We start from the raw sequence: 20,469 nt of genomic DNA on the forward strand, positions 1-20,469 counted from the left end.
CCTGAGCCATGGCAAGCGTGATCGCCGACCATCCTCCGCAGGAGCTCGCCGCCGAGCTGGCCGGGCTCCTGCGGGTGGACTGGCGGGCTGTGTGGCCCGGGGTGCCGGACGACGAGGCCGGGCGCGCCGAGTGGTGCGCGGGGTTCGGGTGGCAACCGCTGTGGTCGCAGTCGGGGCTGTGGGTGCGTACCGCGCAGGGCGGCCGGCTGCACCTGGCCGCCTCGCCCGGCCCCGGCCGGCCCGTGACCCGGGCGTCGTACGACGTCTGGAAGGCCGCGGCCGGTGCGGCGTCCGACGGGGAGGCCGTGCTGGCGGTCGCCCTCGAGCGCTACGCGGCCCACCTCGCCGGGGTGAGCGCCGCGCTGGGCGCACCGGGCTGGGAGGGGGCCTGGGACCGTCCGGACTTCCCGGAGCCGCCTGCTCCGGGCCGGTGGGGCGACGTCCGGGAGCTGCGGTCCCCGTACCGGCTGGCCCAGTGGAGCTACGCCAACCCGCTGGCCCCGGTGATCGTGCTCGCGCTGGAGCACCAGGAGGGCGGAAACGCGGGGGGTGGGACGATCTCTCTCACCTTCCACGGACCGGCCGACCCGAAGGCGCTGGACGGTCCTGGCTGGCTGCTGTGACGTACGAGACCTGAGAAAGAGAGAGCACGACATGGGCACGCCCTTCGAACCGCCGGTGGACCGCACCCCGCAGGAACTCGCCACCGAGCTGCGGGGGCTGGCGGACGTCCACTGGGAGACCGTCTGGAACGGCCCGCCGCTGCCCAGCCAGGGGCTGGACGAGTGGTGTGCGCAGTTCGGGTGGACGCCGACCCAGTTCGAGTACGTGCTCAACGTGGTCACGCGGACCGGCGGCAGGATGACGCTGAACGCGCTGGGCGGGAGCTGGGCGCCCGTGCAGAGTCTGTCGTACTGGGTGTGGGGCGAGTCGACGGTCAGCCCGGAGGGCAACGCCCAGGTACTGGCCGAGGCCGACCGTGTCTGGCCCCTCTACCGCGACGCCGCGTCCTCGGTGCTCGGCGCTCCGGCCTGGGAGGGCGCATGGGACTCGACGGCCTTCCCCGACGAGCTCCGAGAGTTCGCCGTGCCCAAGTCGGAGAGCCGTCTCAAGCAGAAGCGTCCGTACCACATCGCCTACTGGGAGCTCGCCGTTCCCGGCGGCGCACTCGCCAGCCTGACCGTCAGCCCCGCCACGGGCACGGCCGACGGGTCTCGTCCCGGAGTGGTCAACATGAGCCTCGAGGTGTATCCCCGTCCGCTGAGGGCCGGTCGTCGGTGAGCTCGGAATGGATACCCGAGCACATCGAGAAGGGCGCCCTGGAGCGGGCGAAGGCCCGCGACGCGGCTGCCCGGGATGCCAGCCTTGACCCGGACTCCGTGGTGGAGCGCATCGCGGCCGCCGCCGAGGCGGCAGGACTGAAGGACATCGTCTCGGAGGACGGCAAGTCCAGGCTGTCCAAGGAGAGGCAGTACATCGACGCCCTTACGCGGGACAAGGAGAAGCTCACTCCGCCCGAAGGGACGAAGCCGATCAGCGCCTTCTGGTCGTACGGCCTCGAACACCCGGATGCGCCGAAGAACGACCGGGGCACCCCGTTCCTGTCCCAGCGCTTCATTGCGGAGCAGTGGGCCGCCGAGCAGAACGCGATCAGTGCCGGGACCGCTCAGACCCTGGAGACGACCCAGGGCGGCCAAGAGCTCGACGCCATGTTCCTCTGGGAACCCGAGATCATCCGTGCCCTCGGTGGTGAGGAGGCGGGCTTCCACCAGGGCTACGCCAAGGCTGCCTGGGACCAGATCTCCGAGACCTACGGCAGCGTGGCCGAAGGGCGGGTGCTGGTCTTCGCCGACATCGGCAACACCCGGGCGGTCCTCCAGCAGAAGGAACTCGGCGCGCTCTGCAAGAACCCGGACGTCGGGCTGCACAACATCCACTTCGCCTACGAGGCCCCCCAGTCCTGGCCCGAGACCACCCGGGCCGAGGCCGGTACCAACGCCGTGCGGGCGGTGGCGCAGTTCGACAACAAGGACCTCCCCCGCTACATCGACCCGCACGCCTTCGCCGCCGACGCTCCCGAGGTCCGCAAGGCGAAGATCGACAGCATCCTGGAGGCCGTCGCCCCCGCGCAGGCGCAGGCCCCGGCCGTCGAGGCGCCCGCGCGGCAGGCCACGCCGAAGAGTCTGCCCAGCCCGCTGTGGCAGATGGGCTTCCAGGTGCCGGCCACCGTCACCAGGCCCGCGCCCTCCGGGCTGGTCCCGGCCGCCGGAGTCGCGGGGGCTCCTCCGGCGCTCACTCCGCGCTCCACTGCTACAGGTATGGACGGTCCGGCATGACCCCTCGCCCCTCCCTCGACCCCGTCCGCCGGCTGCTCCGGCAGGAGCGCGATGACGCGTGGGCCGTGCGGCTGCTGCCCCGTGTCGTCCTCGGACTGGCCGGGGTCTACACGCTGTTCGTGCTGGCTTCCTCCGGGATGGCCTCGTTCATCACCGTGTGCGTGCTGCTCACCCTCGCCGGGATCCTGTGGCTGCTGCGCCGGCGCGGCCAGCTGCTGATCGCGCTCGGGTCCACCGTCGTCACCGCCGCCATGACCGGATACCTGGCCGCCGCGGGCGACATCGCGCGCGGGTCGGCCGGCGGACTGCTCAGCGGGCAGGCCGTGTTCGGATACTGGGCGCTCGGCGGGATGGCGCTGCTGGGTGCCTGGATGATCAAGCGGCCGCGAGGGCGTCGGGGTGTCACCGTGGTGCTGGCCGACGTGCTGCTGATCGGTGCGTCCGCGGTGGGAATGTTCGCCCCGCTCTTCGGTGTCACCCTCGGATTCCTTTGCACCGTAGGGGTTCTGGCCGCCCGCAGCCGTCGCATTGCCGGTGGGGGCGAGGGCGGACGCGGCGGGAAGCGGCGGGGCCTGCGCCAGGTCGTGGCAGCCGCTGACACGGATGCGCGGTGAAGTGATGTCACGTCAGTTTCGTTGTGTAATAAATGCTGCACAGCCTGTGGAACGGCTTTGCCGCTGCCAATTCGCCTGTTCTAGAGTCCCCGTTGAATACAGAAAACATCGGGGGACTTCTTCCATGGTGAAGACAGCACTGAGATCCCGGCCGGCGCCCGTTCTGCCGGCCACCACCACGCCTTTGCCCTGCCAGCGGCGGCCTGACATATTCGGCGAACCGCTCCTGGAGCACCCGCCCGCCGGCGCCCCGCAGCTCCCCTTCCGGACGCGCAGGAGCCAGGCCCTCACCCATGCCGCCCGCCAGCTCTGCTTCTCCTGCCCCGTCTGGGCGGAATGCCTCCAGGACTCCGTCATCCGGTCCGATCCGGGCGGTTACGCCGCCGCCACCACCGAGCAGGACCGCCGCTGGATCCGCAGGCGCCTGCACATCGGCGACAGCCGGGGGCGGCTGACCGCCTCCGCGTCCGCCGGCGGGCGCGGTGAGGCGGTCGAGGCCGCCGCCGTGCTCGACGCCTTCAGCGCCCTCCAGGAGCACCGCACCCGCCGGTCCTACGGGTCCGGCCTCGGGGCGGTGCCCGCCCAGCGGCAGCAGGCCGCACCGCACGTACCAGCAGACCGCCGACAGCGCGCCCGGACAGACGAGGAACCGAAGATGGCCGCTGCGGCCCTGTCGGGAGAACGCATCGCCTACTCGCTCGACGACCCGGCCCTGGCCATACAGAAGACCGTGCTCGGTCCGCTGGCGGGCGCCACGCTGCACATCCTCAAGGTCACCGAGCAGCTCGCCGGCATGCTCGCGCTCACCCCGTCCGCCGCCCCGGCCCCCGAGCTCCTCGGCGCCGTCAGCCGGACCCGTCTGAGCCTGGAGTCCTGGCGCGAGGCCGCCGGCGACCGGACCCCGTACGCGGCCGGCGGTGGCGAACTGACCGGGTCCGTGAGCATCGAGCTCGCGACCTGCGACCCCGTCGCCGCGCTGCGGCAGGACATCTTCGAACCCCTGCTGCGGCGCCTGGCCGACTGCCTGCACCGGGTCGACGCCATCACCGGGCTGCTCGTCCCCGCCGCCGATGCCGCCGCCAACGCCGCGGCCGACGGCCCGGCCCCCGTCCCGTACGGCCGGGAGCTGGCGGCCGTACGCGAAGCGGTACGCGAGCTCGCCGCGCAGCTGGAGCGGTACGAGACGGTCGTCCCGCGGCCCCAGGACCACGGCGCCGGCCACGAGGTCCCGCACGACGCCCACCCGAGGGCCTTCACCGGGGCGGGCGGCGCCGGCGCCACCAGCCTGCGCCGGGCCGTGGAGACGGCCGTGGCCTCCTTCCCCGGCCACTTCACCGGCCGGGACGTGGTGCGGGCGCTGCCCCCCGGCGTCTACCAGGATGCGGGGAAGTCGGTCAGCAACGCCCTCTCCGCCATGGTCAAGTCGGGCCGGCTGCTGCGGGTCTCGCGCGGCACCTACACCGCCGGCCCGCAGTCCGGCGGCGAAGCCGTCCCGAACCTCTGAAAGGCAGTCGCCGTGCAGCCCACCTCACCGGCCGCGGAAGTCCGCGTCTTCTCCCACCACGCCGGCCTCATCGACGGTGTCCCCGTGACGGCCCCGCCGTTCGGGAACATCCAGGACGTCGTCATCGGCATCCTCCAGCAGCGCGCCCAGCAGCTCGGCGGCCCCACCCAGGCCGTCATCACCGACGACCGCTACGGCGGCGCGGTGCGCCTGCTCATCCACCCCGACGGCAGGGCGGAGCCGCTGCCCGAGCCGGCCGCCGGGCCGTGAGATGAGCAGCCGAAGGCGCAGGTCACGACGTACGTGACCTGCGCCTTTCCGTGTCCGCCCGGTGAGCGGCGCCGCCGGGGCGGGCTCCGGTCGCCCGGAGGGATACGTTGGCAGGGGCTCGGAGCCCGGGCGGCGGGTGGAGGAGGCCGGGCATGGTGGCGCGGTGGCGCGGTGTGGTGGTCGGGGCGGCCGCGGTGGGGCTGGTGGTGGCTCCCGTGGGGGCCGGGGCCGGGCACGCGTGGGAGGCCGGTGGGCCGGGGGGCGTCGCGGCCACGCCGGCCGGCGATGAGTTCCCGCAGCTCACACCCGCCGTGGCGGAGCGGCTGGACCAGGCCGTGCGGAAGGTGCTGGACGAGGCCCGGGTGCCCGGGGTGATCGTCGCGCTCTCGGCGCCGGGCAAGGGGGAGTACGTACGGGCCTTCGGCGTCGCCGACAAGGCGACGGGCGCGCCGATGAGGACCGATATGAACATGCGGATCGGCAGCGTCACCAAGACGTTCACCGTGACCGCGCTGCTGCGGCTGGTCGATGCCGGGAAGGCCGGGCTGGACGACCCTGTGGGGAAGTACGTGGCCGGGTCCCCAACGGGGACCGGATCACCTTGCGTCAGCTGGCCGAGATGCGGAGCGGCTTGTTCAACTACTCCGAGGACGAAGGGTTCTTCAAGGCCCTGACGAGCGATCCGCGGCGGCCGTTCACCCCGCGGGAGCTGCTCTCGTACTCCTTCAGGCATCCGGTGCTGTTCGCTCCGGGCGCGAAGTTCTCCTACTGCAACACCAATCTGATCCTGCTGGGGCTGGTGGTGGAGAAGGTGAGCGGGCAGCCGCTCGACCGGTACCTCGCCGATCAGGTGATCAAGCCGGCCGGCCTGGAGCACACGCTGTTCCCGGCCGGGGCGCAGTTCCCGGAGCCGCACGCGCAGGGCTACACCGACCAGACGGCCACCGGGAAGGTCGAGGATTCCGCAGACTGGGCTCCCTCCTGGGGGTGGGCCGCCGGGGCGATGGTCTCCGACCTGGACGATCTGCGGAGCTGGGCCGGGACCCTGGCGACGGGAACCCTGCTGAAGCCCGCCACCCAGGCGCAGCGGCTGAAGGTGGTCCCGGCCGTGCCCGACGGGGGCTACGGGCTCGGCGTCTTCGACGTCGCCGGCTGGCTCGGGCACAACGGCTCGCTGCCGGGCTACGAGTCGCTGGTCGTCTACCTGCCGCAGCCGAAGGCCACGCTGGTGGTGCTGCTCAACACCGACATCGCGTACCGGGGCTCCGAGCCCAGTGCGGCCTTCGGCGAGGCGATCACGAAGATCGTCACTCCGGGGCACGTCTACGAGCTGCCCGCTCAGCCGGTCACCGGGCCCTGACGGCTTGGTCTGCCTCCGCGTCTGGTCAGGGCCTTCGGCCGCGCGCACAATGGACGGCCAAGCGTGAATGATCAAGGAGCGTCGGATGGCTGAGCAGGGTGGGGTCGCGGTACGGGTCGCCGGGGAGGCGGATCTCGATGTGGCCACCGAGCTGTTCCGGGGGTACCTGGACTTCTACGAGGTGACGGTCGAGGACGCCGGGCGACCCCGGGAGTTCCTCGCGGAGCGGATCGCCAAGGAGGAGTCGATCGTCCTGCTCGCCGATGTCCCGGACGCGGGCACGGTCGGCTTCGCACAGGTCTACCCGACCTTCTCCTCCCTCTCCATGCGGCCCGTGTGGATCCTCGGGGACCTCTTCGTGGCCCCCTCCGGTCGCGGCACCGGCGTCGGCCGGGCCCTGCTGCGCGAGGTGCTGGTCCGGGCGAAGGAGGCCGGGATGGGCGGGGTTCAGCTGGAGACCGGCTACGAGAACCACCTCGCGCAGGGACTGTACGAGTCGGAGGGATTCGTGCGCGAGGGCTACCACATCTACTTCCGCGAGCTCGGCTGACCACCCTTCGCCTCGGCGTTGTTTCACGTGAAACACGAGGAGGCGAGGGCTACTTCGCCTCCGCGTAGCACTCCACGACCGCCGTCGTGAACGGGAAGCGGACCGGGGTGTCGCCGAAGGTGATGCGGCCCGCGCGGTCGCCCGCCGCGCGGATCGCCTCGGCGACGGCCTCCGCCTCCTCGGCCGGGCAGTGCACGATCACCTCGTCGTGCTGGAAGAACACCAGTTCCGCCCGCATCCCGGCGGTGGCCTGGCGCAGCGCCGCCAGCATCAGCAGGGCCCAGTCGGCGGCGCTGCCCTGCACGACGAAGTTGCGGGTGAAACGGCCGCGCGCGCGGGTGTCGGTCGAGGCGTAGGACGGGGTCCAGCCGGCGCCCTCGTCCTCGCGGTCCTGGGGCAGGCCCGCCTCGCCGTCCTCGGCGGCGCCGGCCGGGGGCGGGCAGGTGCGGCCCAGCCAGGTGCGCACCAGCCGGCCCTCCTCGCCGGCGCGGGCCGCGTCGTCCACGTACGCGACGGCCTTCGGGAAGCGGCGGCGGAGGGCTGCGAGGTTCTTGAGGCCGTCGCCGGAGGTCTGTCCGTAGACGGCGCCGAGCACGGCGATCTTGGCCTTCTCCCGGTCGCCGGAGAAGGTCTGGCGGGAGACGGCCGCGTAGAGGTCCTCCGGGCGGCCGGCCACCTCCATGAAGGCCGGGTCGCGGGAGATCGCGGCGAGGACGCGCGGCTCCATCTGGTCGGCGTCGGCGACGACCAGCCGCCAGCCGGGGTCGGCGACGACCGCCCGGCGGATCACCTTGGGGATCTGCAGGGCCCCGCCGCCGTGGGTGACCCAGCGGCCGGTGAGGGTGCCGGCGGGGACGAACTCGGGGCGGAAGCGGCCGTCGTGGACCCAGTCCGCGAGCCAGGACCAGCCGTGGGCGGTGTAGATCCGGTAGAGCTTCTTGTACGTGAGGAGCGGGGCGACGGCGGGGTGGTCGATCTCCTGGAGCTCCCAGCGGCGGGTCGAGCGGAGCGGGAACCCGGCCTCGGCGAACGCCTTGAGCACGTCGGCGGGCAGGTCGGGGCGGACCCGGCGGCCGAACGCGGCGGAGATCTCGTCGGCCAGCTGTGCCAGGCGGCGGGGCTCGCCGCGGCCGGCGTAGCGCTCGCCGAGCAGCTCGGTGAGCAGGGCGCGGTGGACGTCGGCCCGCCAGGGCAGGCCGGCGTGGTGCATCTCGGCGGCGATGAGGAACGCCGCCGACTCGGCGGCGGTGAGCAGGCGCATCCGGTCGGGGTGGGCGGTGGCGGCCTGGCGCCGGGCCTGGTCGGCGTGGACGGCGCGGAGGGCGTCGAGGGGGAGGGCGGTGGTGGGCCGGTGGTGCGGGTCGGAGAGGCCGGCGGCGTCGAAGAGGGAGTCCTGGGTGCGGACGGGGGCGGGGGCCGCGGTGCGGGACGGGGGGTCCGGGGGGACGGGGGCGCCGGTGAGGCGGGCCCAGGCGGCGGCGGCCGAGCGGGGTTCGCCGGCGCGGCCTTCATGGCCGAGGAGGAGGAGCTCGGCGTTCTCGATGTCGTAGCAGCGGTCCACGCGGGTGCCGGTGGCGAGGAGGCGGGGGTAGACGGCTGCGGTGGAGCGCCAGATCCAGCGGGTGGTGGGGGGTGCGGAGCGGATCGCTTCCGCGGGGGTGGGGAAGGTGAGGGAGGCCGCTGCCTTGCCGGCTGGGGGGACGGGGGCGGCCTGCCATTGGCCGTCCGGTGTTTCGGTCAAGGCCCAGGGGGTGGGGTGGCCGGGTTGGTCGCTCACGAGTGCGAGTGTCCCACCGGGGGCTGACAGAGGGCCGCTGCGCGGGGCCGTCTCCTCGCCCCGCCCTTCCCCCGTTCGCGCCTCAAGCGCTGGCGGGGCTGGGGGTGGTGCGGCTCAACAACCCTGGGGCTCCGCCCCAGACCCCGCGCCTCAAGCGCCGGCGGGGTTGGAGTTCCGGGGGCTTCGCCCCAGATCCCGTGCCTCAGGTGCGGGCGGGGTTGGAGTTCCGGGGGCTTCGCCCCAGATCCCGTGTCTCAGGTGCGGGCGGGGTTGGAGTTCGGGGGGCTTCGCCCCGGGCCCCGTGTCTCAGGTGCGGGCGGGGTTGGGGGTCCGGGGGCTTCGCCCCGGGCCCCGTGTCTCAGGTGCGGGCGGGGTTGGGGGTCCGGGGGCTTCGCCCCGGGTCCCGCGCCCCAGGCACCGGCGGGGCCTGGAGGTGCAGGGGCTCCGCCCCCCGGACCCCCGCGCCCCGGGACGCCGGCGGGGCTTGGTTTCGTCCCGAAGGGTCCGTCCGGGGGGTGGGGGGCGGCGTGACACCCTGAAGGGGTGAGTGAGATCGCTGAGCTCGTCGACCGGGCCTTCGCCGCCGCCTTGTACGCCCAGGACGATGCCGGCCTCGACGTCGGGGCCTCCGTGCTGGCCGCCGGCGCGGAGGCGTGGGGCGGGGTCGGGCGGGAGTTGCTCCAGCGCGGGGAGGGCTTCGTGCGGAGGGCCTGGGAGCAGGGGTGGCGGCCCGCGGACGTGCTGCGGCTGGTGCGGCGGGAGCTCGGCGAGGTGCACCTGAGGGTCGCCGGGGACGTGATCGCCGCCGAGGCGCGGCGGTACGCGCGGCTGCCCGACGGGTGGGGCGCCGGGCAGGTGTGGTGGTCCGGGGACCAGACGTACGCCGAGGAGCTCGCGCGGCGTGAGCGGGCCGACCGGTTCACCCTGGCCACCGCCGTCCTGGAGCTGTACCGGCTGCTGGTCCGGCTCCCGTCGATCGAGCCCGTGGGCCCCGTCCCCGGTGACCCGGCCGCCGACGCCCTGGAGCACGCGCACATCGAGCCGAAGATGCTCGGGCGGATCCGGGCGCTGCTGGCCAAGGCCGAGGCGACCACCTACCCGGAGGAGGCGGAGGCGCTCAGCGCCAAGGCGCAGGAGCTGATGGCCCGGCACACCGTGGACGAGGCGCTGCTCGCGGTGCGCGGCGGCGGGCCGGCGCGGGTGCCGGGGGCCTGCCGGATCGGGGTGGAGCCCCCGTACGAGGAGGCGAAGGCGGTGCTGCTGGACGCGGTGGCCACCGCCAACCGCTGCCGGGCGGTGTGGAACAGCGCCTTCGAGTTCTCGACCGTCGTCGGGTTCGAGAGCGACCTGGAGGCGGTGGAGCTGCTGTACACCTCGCTGCTCGTGCAGGGGACGGCCGCCATGACGCGGGCCGAAGCCGCTCAGCGGGCCGGCGGCCGCAAGCGGACCAAGACTTTCCGGCAGTCGTTCCTGCTCGCTTACGCCAGCCGGCTCGGCCGGCGCCTGGCCGAGACGGCCGAGCACACGGCCGCCGAGACCCCGGACCACCTGCCCGCGCTGCGGGCGCGCGACGTGGCCGTCACCTCCCGGGCGGACGAGATGTTCCCGCGCACCACCACGACCCGGCTGCGCGGGGCCACCGATCACGCGGGGTGGGAGGACGGAACGGCCGCCGCCGACGCCGCGCACATGGGCGGCAGGCGCCCTTCCCTGCCGTAACCGGCCCCGCCGGGCCTGCCCGGCTAGCCCGCGTCCTGGCCGGTCTCCGAGCGCATGGCGCGGGCCTCCGACTTCAGGATGCGGGCGGACTTGCCCAGCGAGCGGGCCATGTCCGGCAGTTTCTTCGAGCCGAACACCATCAGGCAGACCACCAGGACGATGATCAGGTGCCAGGGCTCCAGGCCGTTGCGGAGCATGGGGGTACCTCCATTCGGGTCAGGGGCGCAGGTCTGGCGACGCACCGATGATTCGGGGTCATCGAACAGCCCCGCAAGGGTTGCGTACAAATCTGAAGAAGTCCTGAAACCGCCGGGAGCATTACGCTCGGCGCCATGGGCTGGCTCCGCGCGCTGAAGGACACCGTCCGCGTGGCCATGACCGTCGAGCGGCGCCGGCTGGAGCCGCTCGCCGCGCTGCGGGCCGCCGTCGGGCTGGCGGTGGTGATCGGCGCCGGGCTGGCCTTCCTCGGGCCGGGCGCGGCGGCGAGTTCCGCGTTCGGGGCCTTCATGGCGGCCGTCGCCACCTTCCAGCAGAGCTGGCGCCCCCGGCCCGTGCTCGCCCTGGCCTCCGGGCTGACCCTGGCCGTCTCCACCTTCCTGGGCTACCTGGTCGGCTCGGCCGACCTCGGGCTCTTCCTGCCGATGCTCGCCCTGTGGGCCTTCGGGGCGGGGCTGCTGTGGGCGGCCGGGCCGACCGCGGGGATCATCGCCTCCGGAAACGTGGCCGTCATGCTGGTCACCGTCACCCTGCCGACCTCCGTCCCGCAGGCCGCCGGGCACGCCGCGATGATCGCCGCCGGCGGGGTGGTGCAGGCGCTGCTGATCGTGTTCTTCCCCGCCCGCCGCTGGGGCGCCCAGCGCGACGCCCTGGCCGATGCCCTCGCCGCCGAGGCGGACTACGCCCGGCGCCTGCGGCACGACCCCGTCAGCGCCTTCGACCCCGTTCCCCTGATGAAGGCCCGCGACGCCGCCGCCGTCACCGCCCGCCAGGCCCGGCGGCGTCCCGCCGAGCTGCACGGGGCGCGGGGGCTCGCCGAGCGGATCCGGCCCGTGCTGGCCTCCCTCGCCGACCCGGCGGTCGGGGCCCCCGCCGAGGGGCCGGGGCGGGACCGGGTGCGGGCGCTGCTCGGCGCCGCCGGGACCGTACTGGACGCCGCCGCGCACGCCATCCGCCACGGGGACCCCGTCCGGCTGCCGGGGACGGCCCTGGAGGTGCTGAGGGCGCCCGATCTGCCGGAGGTGTTCCAGGGGGCGCCGTTGCGGGCCGCGCGCAGGCTCGCCGCGCTGCTGGACGACGTGCTGGAGACGGCCGAGCCGGACTCCGGCCGCACCGCCGACCCCGGGGAGTCCCGGCTGCGGCCCACGGTGGCGGCCCTGGTGCCGCTGGTGCTGCGGGAGGTACGGGCCGAGCTGCGGCCGGGGTCGCCCGTCCTGCGGCACGCGGTACGGGTGACGGGGGCGGCGTGCGCGGGGTACCTGCTGGGGCAGGTGCTGCCGTTCGGGCACGGCTACTGGGCGCCGATGGCGTCGGTGATGGTGATGCGGCCCGACTTCACGCAGACCTGGTCCCGGGCCGTCGCCCGCTTCGGCGGGACCCTGGCCGGGGTGGGCGTGGCCACCGGCATCGTGCAGCTCGTACGGCCGGGGATGTACCTGTCGGGGCTGCTCGCGGTGGTCTGCGCGGGGCTGATGTTCGCGCTGATGCGCACCGGGTACGCCGTCTCACAGGTGTGCGTCTCCGCGTACGTGGTGTTCCTGCTCGGCATGGGCGGCCTGCGCTGGGACCAGACCGTGCCCGACCGGATCGCCCTCACCCTCGTCGGCGGGGTCCTCGCGATGCTCGCCTACGCGGTGTACCCGGCCTGGGAGACCCCGCGCCTGCGCACCCGCCTCGCCGACTGGATCGCCGCCGACGGGCGCTACGCCGCCGCCGTCCTCGCCCAGTACGCCGACCCGGCCGGGGCCCGGCGCGAGGACGTACGGCAGGCGCTGCTCGCGGCCCGCGACGCCCGCGTCGCCTGGCAGGAGGCGCTCGCGCGGGCATCGGGGGAGCCGGTGCGCCACCGGGGCCTGTCCCGGGCGGCCGCCGACGGCGCGGCGGAGGCCGTGGCCGCGTTCGGGCGGGGCGCCATGCTGCTGGAGGCCCACGTCCCGGACCGGTCCCACGACCCCGTGCCGGGGGCGGCCGAGCTGGCCGAGGCGCTGCGGGAGGCGACCGGGGCCGCGGCGCACGCGGTGCGGGAGCGCCGGGTTCCGGAATGGGACCAGGTGCGGAACCTGCTGGACGGCGGGAACCACGCGCCTCCGCCGGGCGTCGTACGCCGGACGGCGGAGCGGCTGCTGGACTCGCTCGACCAGGTCTCGCAGGCACTCCGCCCCTGACAGTGATCACTGCGGTACCGCGCGTGCACGTGCATCTGCCCATGCATGCGCTGATGAACACAGCTATGATCCGGTGGAGTTGACATCTGCACTATCGGGGGCTTCCTGTGGACCACGCGTACAACGGGACGGCAGCTGCAGAACTCACTTCCTTGTACGAGCTGACCTGGCAGAAGAGCAGACACAGCAACTCGCAGGGGTCCTGCGTGGAGTTCGCCAAACTGCCCGGCGGCGACGTCGCCATGCGCAACTCGCGGTTCCCCGACGGCCCGGCGCTCGTCTACACGCCGGCCGAGATAGAGGCGCTGCTGCTGGGCGTCAAGGACGGCGAGTTCGATCATCTGATCGGCTGAGGAGAAGCGCGGACGGACGGCGCGGACGGACGGCGCGAACGGAACGGCGCGAACGCACACCGCGAAGATCAGGCCATGCACGTGCACCGGCCGGGACTGATCGAAAGGATCAGGCCCGGCCGGTCGTGTGCCGCCGTCAGTCCTGCAGCAGGAACAGCGCCCAGACCACCTTGCCGGTGAGCCTCCCGGCGAGCGGGTGCCAGCCCCAGCTGTCGCTGTAGGAGTCCACCAGGAACAGTCCGCGCCCCGACTCCAGGTCGCAGTTCTCCTCCGTGCGCTCCGGCGCGAACGAGCCCCCCGGCCGGTCCTCGCTCGGGTCCCGCACCGCGCACACCAGCCGCGTGCTCCACCGCATCAGGTGCAGCCGTACCGCCGCCGACTCCGGCTGCTCGCCCCCGCAGGGCCGCGCGTCGTCGGGCAGGGCGTGCCGCAGCGCGTTGGTGACGAGTTCGGAGACCACCAGGGCGACATCGTCGAAGCGCTCGTCCAGGCCCCACCGCGACAGGGTCGACCGGGTGAAGGAGCGGGCGCCCCGCACCGCTTCGAAGCGGGCCGGCAGGGCACAGGAGGCGGACCCGGAGACAGCCGTGGGATCGACCGGGGGCAGCCCCTGCCGTAACGGCTCGAGCATGACCGATCCAATCGTCCCCATGCGAGGCACTCCCGGGATTCGCGGACGAAGCGGTCGGCTTCGGCCAAAGAGAACTGCGGGGTGGGTCCGGCGCCGGCGCGAAGGGCACGCAGGTGCGCGGCACCATCGTTCCGAAAGCCGCAGCCGGATGCAAGGGCAGATGCACGTGCACGCGCCGGACCTGTCCGCTCCCGTGACGGTTCTTGCTCATTTCTTCCTACGTCTCCTGACGGACTTCTTTTCCGGGGCGGCGGATTCCGTTACAGAACGAGTACGGGCCGATGCGTTTTGGTGGCAGACTGCGGCACCGGGGTACGGGGGCCCCGCCGAGGCACGCGCACACCACGCGCACACCATTGCGATGGGGAGGGCAGGACTAGTGACCGCAGAAGCCAGCGGTTCTGTGGTGCGCCGCATCCTCCTGGGCTCACAGCTCAGGCGACTCCGAGAATCCCGCGGCATCACCCGTGAGGCGGCCGGCTACTCGATCCGCGCATCCGAATCGAAGATCAGCCGCTTGGAGTTGGGAAGGGTGAGCTTCAAGGCCAGGGACGTAGAAGACCTCCTGACCCTCTACGGGGTCACCGACGGCGCGGAGCGCGAGTCCCTGCTGGGGCTGGTCCGCGAGGCCAACGCGGCCGGTTGGTGGCACAGTTACGGCGACGTGCTCCCCGGGTGGTTCCAGACCTACATCGGCCTGGAGGGCGCCGCCTCCCTCATCCGTATCTACGAGGTCCAGTTCGTCCACGGGCTCCTGCAGACCGAGGCGTACGCCCAGGCCGTCGTCAAGCGCGGTATGCCGACCGCCTCGGCCGCCGAGATCGACCGCCGCGTCGCGCTGCGCCTGGAGCGCCAGAAGGTCCTCGTCTCCGAGAACGCCCCCGTCTTCCACGCCGTCCTGGACGAGGCCGCACTGCGCCGCCCGTACGGGGACCGCGAGGTGATGCGGGGCCAGCTGGAGCACCTGATCGAGATCAGCCAGCGGCCCAACGTGCAGCTCCAGGTGATGCCGTTCTCCTTCGGCGGCCACGCCGGTGAGAGCGGTGCCTTCACCCTGCTGCGCTTCCCCGAGTCCGACCTCCAGGACATCGTCTATCTGGAACAGCTCACCAGTGCCCTCTACCTGGACAAGGACGAGGAAGTGGGGCAGTACGCACGGGCGATGGAACGGCTCCAGGCGGACTGCCCCGACCCCGGACAGACCCGTGACCTCTTGCGCGGACTGCTCCAACTGTCTTGAACCGCACGTACTATGACGTCTGATCAGAGCTTGACGACGAACGATCGGTCTCCGGTGCAGCGCAGGGGTGCGCGCTCGCAGTAAGGGATGGCATGTCCATATTCACCGACCTGGCTCACCAGTACATAGACGGCGAATGGCTGCCCGGCACCGGCTCGTGGGACATCATCGACGTCAACCCCTACAACGGGGAGAAGCTCGCGGCCATCACCGTGGCCACCGTCGACCAGGTCGACCGCGCCTACCGCGCGGCCGAGCGGGCCCAGCGCGACTGGGCCGCCTCCAGCCCCTACGCGAGACGCGCGGTCCTGGAGCGCGCCCTGCGGATCACGGAGGAGCGCCAGAAGGAGATCGTCGAGGTGATGATCGACGAGCTCGGCGGGACCCGTCCCAAGGCCGAGTACGAGGTCCACCTCGCGATGGAGTTCCTGCGCGAGGCGATCCAGCTGGCCGTCCGCCCCGAGGGCCGCATCCTGCCCTCGCCGGTCGCGGGCAAGGAGAACCGGGTCCAGCGCCTGCCGGTCGGGGTCGTCGCCGTGATCAGCCCCTTCAACTTCCCGCTGCTGGTGACCCTGAAGTCGGTCGCCCCGGCGCTGGCGCTCGGCAACGCCGTGGTCATCAAGCCGAACCAGAACGCCCCGGTCTCCGGCGGCGGCGTCATCGCCAAGATCTTCGAGGACGCGCGCCTGCCGGCCGGCCTCCTCAACGTGCTGGTCACCGACATCGCCGAGATCGGCGACGCGATCCTCACCCACCCCGTCCCGAAGGTCATCTCCTTCGCCGGCTCCGACCGCACCGGACGGCACGTGGGCGCGGTCGCCGCCCGTCACTTCAAGCGGACCGTCCTGGAGCTCAGCGGCAACAGCGCCCTGGTCGTCCTGGACGACGCCGACGTGGACTACGCGGTGGACGCGGCCGTCTTCAGCCGGTTCGTCTTCCAGGGCCAGGTCTGCATGGCGGCCAACCGGATCCTCGTGGACGCCTCCGTGGCCGAGGAGTTCACCGAGAAGTTCACCGCCCGGGTCCGCGCCCTGAAGGCGGGCGACCCGCGCGAGGCCGACACCCATATCGGCCCGCTGATCAACTCCTTCCAGGCCGATGCCCTGACCGCCCTCGTGGACCGCGCCGTCGCGTCCGGAGCGCGGGCCCTCGTACGGGGTTCTACGCGCGGCAACCTGGTCGAGCCGACCGTGCTGGCCGGTCTCCCCGAGGACTCCCCGCTGCTGGGACAGGAGATCTTCGGGCCCGTCGCCCTGCTGGTGGTCTTCGACGGCGAGGACGAGGCCGTGCGCCTGGCCAACGCCACCCCGTACGGGCTCAGCGGCGCGGTGCACACCCGCGACGTGGAGCGCGGGGTCCGCTTCGCGCAGCGGGTCCAGACCGGGATGATCCACGTCAACGACTCCACCATCGCCGACGAGCCGCTGACGGCCTTCGGCGGGGAGAAGGACTCGGGGCTCGGCCGGCTCGGGGGCGAGGCCACCGTGGAAGCCTTCACCACCCAGAAGTGGATCTCCATCCAGCACGGGCGGACGACTTTCCCGTTCTAGGGCCCCATCAAGGACAGGGGCTGACCTCATTGGTTCGTACGGTGGTGGAAGTCGGCGGGGAACACCCCGCACACCACCACGGCAAAGGCGGTCGGTCATGGCACACCCCACCCAGGAAGTCGCGGGAGACGAGCGCGGCACCCTGCTGCTCTTCGTCGAGGACCAGCGCGAGGCCCTGCGCCGCGCGGCGTCGGGCGTGACGGAGGAGCAGGCCGCGAGCCGGCCCACCGCGAGCGAGCTGTCGCTGTCGGGGCTGGTCAAGCACGCGGCGGAGGTCGAGCTCAACTGGCTGCGGCTGGCCCAGCAGAAGCCGAACGAGAACCGGCGGTCGCCCGAGAACTGGCACGAGGGCTTCCGGCTGGCGGAGGGGGAGACCCTCGCCTCCGCCCTGGCGTTCTGGGACACCGTCCAGGAGCAGCTGACCGACTTCATCGAGGCGGTTCCGAGCCTGGACGACACCTTCCCGCTGCCGCCGGCCCCCTGGTTCCCCCAGGACGCCACGGTCTCGATGCGCTGGATGCTGCTGCACCTGGTCCGCGAGTTCGCCCGGCACGCGGGCCACGCCGACATCATCCGCGAGACCATCGACGGCACCAAGGCGATGGGCTGAGCCCGGGCTCCAACGGCTTTCAGCGGTTCCCGGCGGCTCCCGGGGTCTCCCGGCGTCTCCCGGCGTCTCCCGGAAAAGGGACTTGCACCTCACGTGGCGTGAGGAACCACAGTGAGGGGCGTACCCAACCGAAGGAGCGGAAGCGATGGGCTACTCCGTGGGCCAGGTCGCCGGTTTCGCCGGAGTGACGGTGCGCACCCTGCACCACTACGACGAGATCGGACTGCTCTCCCCGAGCGGCCGCAGCGGCGCGGGCCACCGGCGTTACGACGACGCCGACCTGGACCGGCTGCAGCGGATCCTGTTCTACCGGGAGCTCGGCTTCCCGCTCGACGAGGTCGCGGTCCTGCTGGACGACCCGCGTTCGGACCCGAGGGAGCACCTGCGCCGGCAGCACGCGCTCCTCACCGACCGGATCGCACGGCTCCAGCAGATGGCCAAGGCCGTGGAGCACGCCATGGAGGCGAAGAAGATGGGCATCGACCTCACGCCCGAGGAGAGGTTCGAGGTGTTCGGGGACAAGGACCCGGAGCAGTACGCCGAGGAGGCCGAGCGCCGCTGGGGCGGGACGGAGGCGTACGCCGAGTCCCAGCGCCGGACGGCCTCGTACACCAAGGCGGACTGGCAGCGGATCCAGGACGAGGTCGCCGGCTGGGGCGCCCGGTACGCGGCCCTGGTGGCGGCCGGCGAGCCCGCCGGGGGCGAGGCGGCCATGGACATGGCCGAGGAGCACCGCCGGCACATCTGCCGGTGGTACTACGACTGCCCGTACGAGATGCACACGGGCCTGGGCGGGATGTACGTCGCCGACGAGCGGTTCAAGGCGTTCTACGACGGTATGGGCGAGGGCGTGGCCGAGCACCTGCGGGACTCGATCACCGCCAACGCGGTGCGCAACTCCTAGCGGTCCCCGTACCACACCGCCCCCTCCGGTCCCTGGAACCCGGTGGGGGCGGTGTGCGTTCATAATTGAGACCGCCTGCATCGTCGCGTCCCCCACCGCAGACGTCCCCCTGCTGATCCAGGAGCCCGGAAACGTGGAACCCCTCTACACGCTTGCCCTCGCCCCCGAGTGGCTGTCACCGGATTACCTGATCGGCCAGTTCGGCCTGATCGGCATCCTGGTCATCGTCTTCGCGGAATCCGGTCTCTTCGCCTTCCTGCCCGGGGACTCCCTGCTGTTCACGGCGGGCCTGTTCACCGCCAGCGGCAACATCAGCCAGCCGCTGTGGCTGGTGTGCACGCTGATCGCGGCCGCCGCGATCATCGGCGACCAGGTGGGCTACCTGATCGGCAAGTTCTTCGGGCCGAAGCTGTTCAACCGGCCCAACAGCAAGGTCTTCAAGCGGGAGAACCTCGACGCGGCGCACGACTTCATGGAGAAGCACGGGCCGAAGGCGATCGTGCTCGCCCGGTTCGTGCCCATCATCCGCACCTTCGCCCCGATGGTCGCGGGCGCCGGCGCGATGAAGTACCGCACCTTCCTGACGTACAACGTCATCGGCGGTGTCGCGTGGGGCGCGGGCGTCACCTGCCTCGGCTACCAGCTGGGCCGGTTCGACGTCATCAAGAACAACATCGAGGCGATCTTCATCGTCATCGTGCTGATCTCCGTCATTCCGGTGATCTTCGAGGTGCTGAAGGCCCGGAAGGCCAAGAAGGCCGCCGCCCTGGCCCCGGCGCAGCCCGGCTACCCGATGGAGGAGCAGCCCCCGGCCCCCGGCCCGCGCGGCCGCCACGCCAAGCGCTGACGCCACGGGCGCGCACGGACACCCCCTGCGCCCCCCTGTACGCCCTCGTACGCCCCGGAGACGGTCCGTCCCCGGGGCGTACGCGTACCGGCTCCCCGAGGGGCCTCAGAAGCCGCGGGTGCGCTTGGCCGCGGCCCGGCGCTTGGCGGCGGTGCGCGCCCCCGGGATCCGCATGAACAGCCGCGAGCCCTCCGAGCCCAGGTTGACGCCGATCGCGATGGCGAGGGCGATCGCGGCGGCGGTGGTGAGCGAGGCCATCCCCTTGTCGAGCCGGTTCTCGGCGATCGACAGCAGCCCGAAGTACGTCGCCGACCCCGGCAGCAGCGGGCCGATGGCGGCCGTCACGTACGGCAGGGCCGAGGCGAACCGGTAGCGGGAGAAGAGCTGCCCGAACAGGCCCACCAGCCCGGCCGCGATGGCCGTCGACGGCACCGGAGGCAGGCCGGCGGCCCGCAGCGCGCCGAAGGTGACCCAGGCGACCCCGCCGTTCAGGGTGACGATCCACACCGTGGAGCGCTCCTGCTGGAGCAGGATCGCGAAGGTGAACACCAGCACCATCGAGGCCAGGGTCTGCAGCACCGGCCGGTGCGGGATCTGGAGGACCTCGTCGGGGTTGGGCGAGGCGCCGAACTGGAGGCCCACGTAGATCACCACGAGGACGCCGATGATGATCCCGATGAAGAGGTACATGACCTCCAGCAGCCGGGCGGAGGCGGTGATGTAGAAGCCGGTCAGTCCGTCCTGCACGGCGGCGACCAGGGCCCGCCCGGGCAGCAGGGCGAACAGGCCGCCGGTGATCACGGCGGAGGCGCGGACGTCGATCTCGGCGAGCTTCAGGGCCACCCCGATCGCCGCCGGGGGCATCGCGGCGACCACGAACTGGTAGAACTCCGGCAGCCCCCGGTCGGCGAAGTACCAGGCCAGCCGGTCGCCGAGGACGGCGCCGAGGGCGGCGCAGAAGAACACCGTCACCCCGCCGCCGACCAGGACCGAGGCGGCCCCCGCGAGCAGTCCGGCGGCGGCGGTGAGCACCCAGGTGGGGTACGGGTGGCGGTTGCGGCGGATCACGGCGAGGCGGCGGTACGCCTCCTCCAGGGAGATCTCCACCTCGGGGGAGCTGATGTCGTCCACCAGCCGGAAGACGGCGGCGAGGCGGGTGTAGTCGGTGCCCCGGCGGCGCACGGTACGGCTCGCGGAGACCGGGTTGCCGACCAGGGAGGGCTGGTGGGTGATGGACAGCAGGGTGAACGTGACGGTCGGCTCGGCGCGGTCCAGTCCGTACGAGCTGGCCACGGCGAACATCGCCGCCTCCACGTCCTCCGCGCCCTCTCCGCCCGCCAGGAGCAGTTCGCCGATGCGCAGGGTGAGGTCGAGGACGCGCCCCACGGCCGGGCCGGCCTCGGGGGGGCGCTGCGCGGCCTCGGGCACCGGGCGGACGTCCACGGGCATGCGCAGCATCGTGCGCATCCGGTCCTGCCAGGGGGAGGAGGCGGGGAAGACCGGGGCGGCGGGCGGGGTGTAGGCGGGCGGGGAGTGCTGGGCGCTGTAGGTGGCCGGGGCGGCGAAGGCGGAGCCCTCGGGGCCGGCGGGCGCGGCGGGCAGCCCCTCGGGGCGGGCGAACTCGGAGGTGGCCTGGTCCTCGTCCGGGAGCTCGGGCCGCGTGCCGGGCGGCGGGGTGAAGGCGCTGTGCGCCTCGTCGGACTTCGGCTTCCGGTCCTCCGGACCGTGCCCTTCGGCCTCCGCCACGCACCCTCCCACCCTTGATCACCGGCGGTATCAGTATGCGGAATCGATTACTCCGTGGCGACACCGCCCGCTGAGGG

General features: G+C 72.9%; 18 protein-coding genes and 2 pseudogenes. 16 read left to right on the top strand and 4 right to left on the bottom strand.

The window, feature by feature from the left end:
- Positions 1–8 precede the first annotated feature (8 nt).
- From ABZ716_RS18175 to ABZ716_RS18210, 8 genes and pseudogenes are all read left to right on the top strand, one after another.
- Positions 9–623, top strand: coding sequence for a hypothetical protein (locus ABZ716_RS18175; protein WP_358960013.1), 615 nt, complete (start codon positions 9–11; stop codon positions 621–623).
- A 31-nt stretch (positions 624–654) separates the two neighbouring features.
- On the top strand, positions 655–1,281 hold the full coding sequence (locus ABZ716_RS18180) for a hypothetical protein (RefSeq protein WP_358960015.1): 627 nt from the start codon (positions 655–657) through the stop codon (positions 1,279–1,281).
- Positions 1,278–2,336, top strand: coding sequence for a hypothetical protein (locus ABZ716_RS18185; RefSeq protein WP_358960017.1), 1,059 nt, complete (start codon positions 1,278–1,280; stop codon positions 2,334–2,336). The genes ABZ716_RS18180 and ABZ716_RS18185 overlap by 4 nt, the downstream gene beginning before the upstream one ends.
- Positions 2,333–2,950: a hypothetical protein gene (locus tag ABZ716_RS18190; protein WP_358960020.1), complete on the top strand. Its 618-nt coding sequence runs from the start codon at positions 2,333–2,335 to the stop codon at positions 2,948–2,950. Before ABZ716_RS18185 ends, ABZ716_RS18190 begins: the two co-directional genes overlap by 4 nt.
- Positions 2,951–3,074: 124 nt before the next feature.
- Complete coding sequence (locus ABZ716_RS18195) at positions 3,075–4,454, top strand: WhiB family transcriptional regulator (RefSeq protein ID WP_358960023.1); 1,380 nt, start codon at positions 3,075–3,077, stop codon at positions 4,452–4,454.
- A gap of 12 nt (positions 4,455–4,466) precedes the next feature.
- On the top strand, positions 4,467–4,724 hold the full coding sequence (locus ABZ716_RS18200; RefSeq protein WP_121015368.1) for a hypothetical protein: 258 nt from the start codon (positions 4,467–4,469) through the stop codon (positions 4,722–4,724).
- A gap of 152 nt (positions 4,725–4,876) precedes the next feature.
- A pseudogene (locus tag ABZ716_RS18205) lies at positions 4,877–6,084 on the top strand (serine hydrolase domain-containing protein).
- Between the two features lie 85 nt (positions 6,085–6,169).
- Entirely contained in the window at positions 6,170–6,634 is a 465-nt protein-coding gene (locus ABZ716_RS18210; RefSeq protein ID WP_358960025.1) for a GNAT family N-acetyltransferase, read from the top strand.
- 49 nt (positions 6,635–6,683) lie between these two features.
- On the opposite strand, the gene ABZ716_RS18215 is transcribed toward ABZ716_RS18210, so the two are convergent.
- On the bottom strand, positions 6,684–8,411 hold the full coding sequence (locus ABZ716_RS18215) for a bifunctional 3'-5' exonuclease/DNA polymerase (RefSeq protein ID WP_358960028.1): 1,728 nt from the start codon (positions 8,409–8,411) through the stop codon (positions 6,684–6,686).
- 552 nt (positions 8,412–8,963) lie between these two features.
- Between ABZ716_RS18215 and ABZ716_RS18220 the strand changes: the two genes are divergently transcribed.
- Positions 8,964–10,130, top strand: coding sequence for a DUF2786 domain-containing protein (locus ABZ716_RS18220; RefSeq protein WP_358960059.1), 1,167 nt, complete (start codon positions 8,964–8,966; stop codon positions 10,128–10,130).
- Between the two features lie 23 nt (positions 10,131–10,153).
- On the opposite strand, the gene tatA is transcribed toward ABZ716_RS18220, so the two are convergent.
- Positions 10,154–10,327, bottom strand: coding sequence for a Sec-independent protein translocase subunit TatA (gene tatA, locus ABZ716_RS18225; RefSeq protein ID WP_358809491.1), 174 nt, complete (start codon positions 10,325–10,327; stop codon positions 10,154–10,156).
- Positions 10,328–10,462: 135 nt separating this feature from the next.
- On the opposite strand from tatA, the gene ABZ716_RS18230 reads away from it, so the two are divergent.
- Both ABZ716_RS18230 and ABZ716_RS18235 read left to right on the top strand, forming a co-directional pair.
- Entirely contained in the window at positions 10,463–12,511 is a 2,049-nt protein-coding gene (locus ABZ716_RS18230) for an FUSC family protein (protein ID WP_358960030.1), read from the top strand.
- A gap of 107 nt (positions 12,512–12,618) precedes the next feature.
- Entirely contained in the window at positions 12,619–12,864 is a 246-nt protein-coding gene (locus ABZ716_RS18235; protein WP_045946130.1) for a DUF397 domain-containing protein, read from the top strand.
- A 136-nt stretch (positions 12,865–13,000) separates the two neighbouring features.
- On the opposite strand, the gene ABZ716_RS18240 is transcribed toward ABZ716_RS18235, so the two are convergent.
- The gene (locus ABZ716_RS18240; protein WP_351889654.1) at positions 13,001–13,495 is read right to left on the bottom strand and encodes an ATP-binding protein; all 495 of its coding nucleotides are present in this window, start codon (positions 13,493–13,495) and stop codon (positions 13,001–13,003) included.
- A 361-nt stretch (positions 13,496–13,856) separates the two neighbouring features.
- On the opposite strand from ABZ716_RS18240, the gene ABZ716_RS18245 reads away from it, so the two are divergent.
- The 5 genes and pseudogenes from ABZ716_RS18245 to ABZ716_RS18265 all read left to right on the top strand — a co-directional run.
- A complete protein-coding gene (locus ABZ716_RS18245; RefSeq protein WP_358809489.1) occupies positions 13,857–14,735 on the top strand; it encodes a helix-turn-helix transcriptional regulator in 879 nt (292 codons plus the stop codon).
- A gap of 92 nt (positions 14,736–14,827) precedes the next feature.
- Positions 14,828–16,285 carry an aldehyde dehydrogenase family protein gene (locus ABZ716_RS18250; protein ID WP_358960032.1) on the top strand — a complete coding sequence of 486 codons (1,458 nt, stop codon included), beginning with the start codon at positions 14,828–14,830 and terminating at the stop codon, positions 16,283–16,285.
- A 97-nt stretch (positions 16,286–16,382) separates the two neighbouring features.
- Entirely contained in the window at positions 16,383–16,895 is a 513-nt protein-coding gene (locus ABZ716_RS18255) for a DinB family protein (RefSeq protein WP_358809487.1), read from the top strand.
- Between the two features lie 145 nt (positions 16,896–17,040).
- A complete protein-coding gene (locus tag ABZ716_RS18260; RefSeq protein ID WP_358960035.1) occupies positions 17,041–17,799 on the top strand; it encodes a MerR family transcriptional regulator in 759 nt (252 codons plus the stop codon).
- 133 nt (positions 17,800–17,932) lie between these two features.
- Positions 17,933–18,577, top strand: a pseudogene (locus ABZ716_RS18265) (VTT domain-containing protein); the annotation flags it as partial.
- 174 nt (positions 18,578–18,751) lie between these two features.
- On the opposite strand, the gene ABZ716_RS18270 reads toward ABZ716_RS18265, so the two are convergent.
- On the bottom strand, positions 18,752–20,392 hold the full coding sequence (locus tag ABZ716_RS18270; protein WP_358809485.1) for a threonine/serine exporter family protein: 1,641 nt from the start codon (positions 20,390–20,392) through the stop codon (positions 18,752–18,754).
- Positions 20,393–20,469 lie beyond the last annotated feature (77 nt).

The organism is Streptomyces sp. NPDC006687, from assembly GCF_040636215.1.
In the GTDB taxonomy this organism is placed as follows: domain Bacteria; phylum Actinomycetota; class Actinomycetes; order Streptomycetales; family Streptomycetaceae; genus Streptomyces.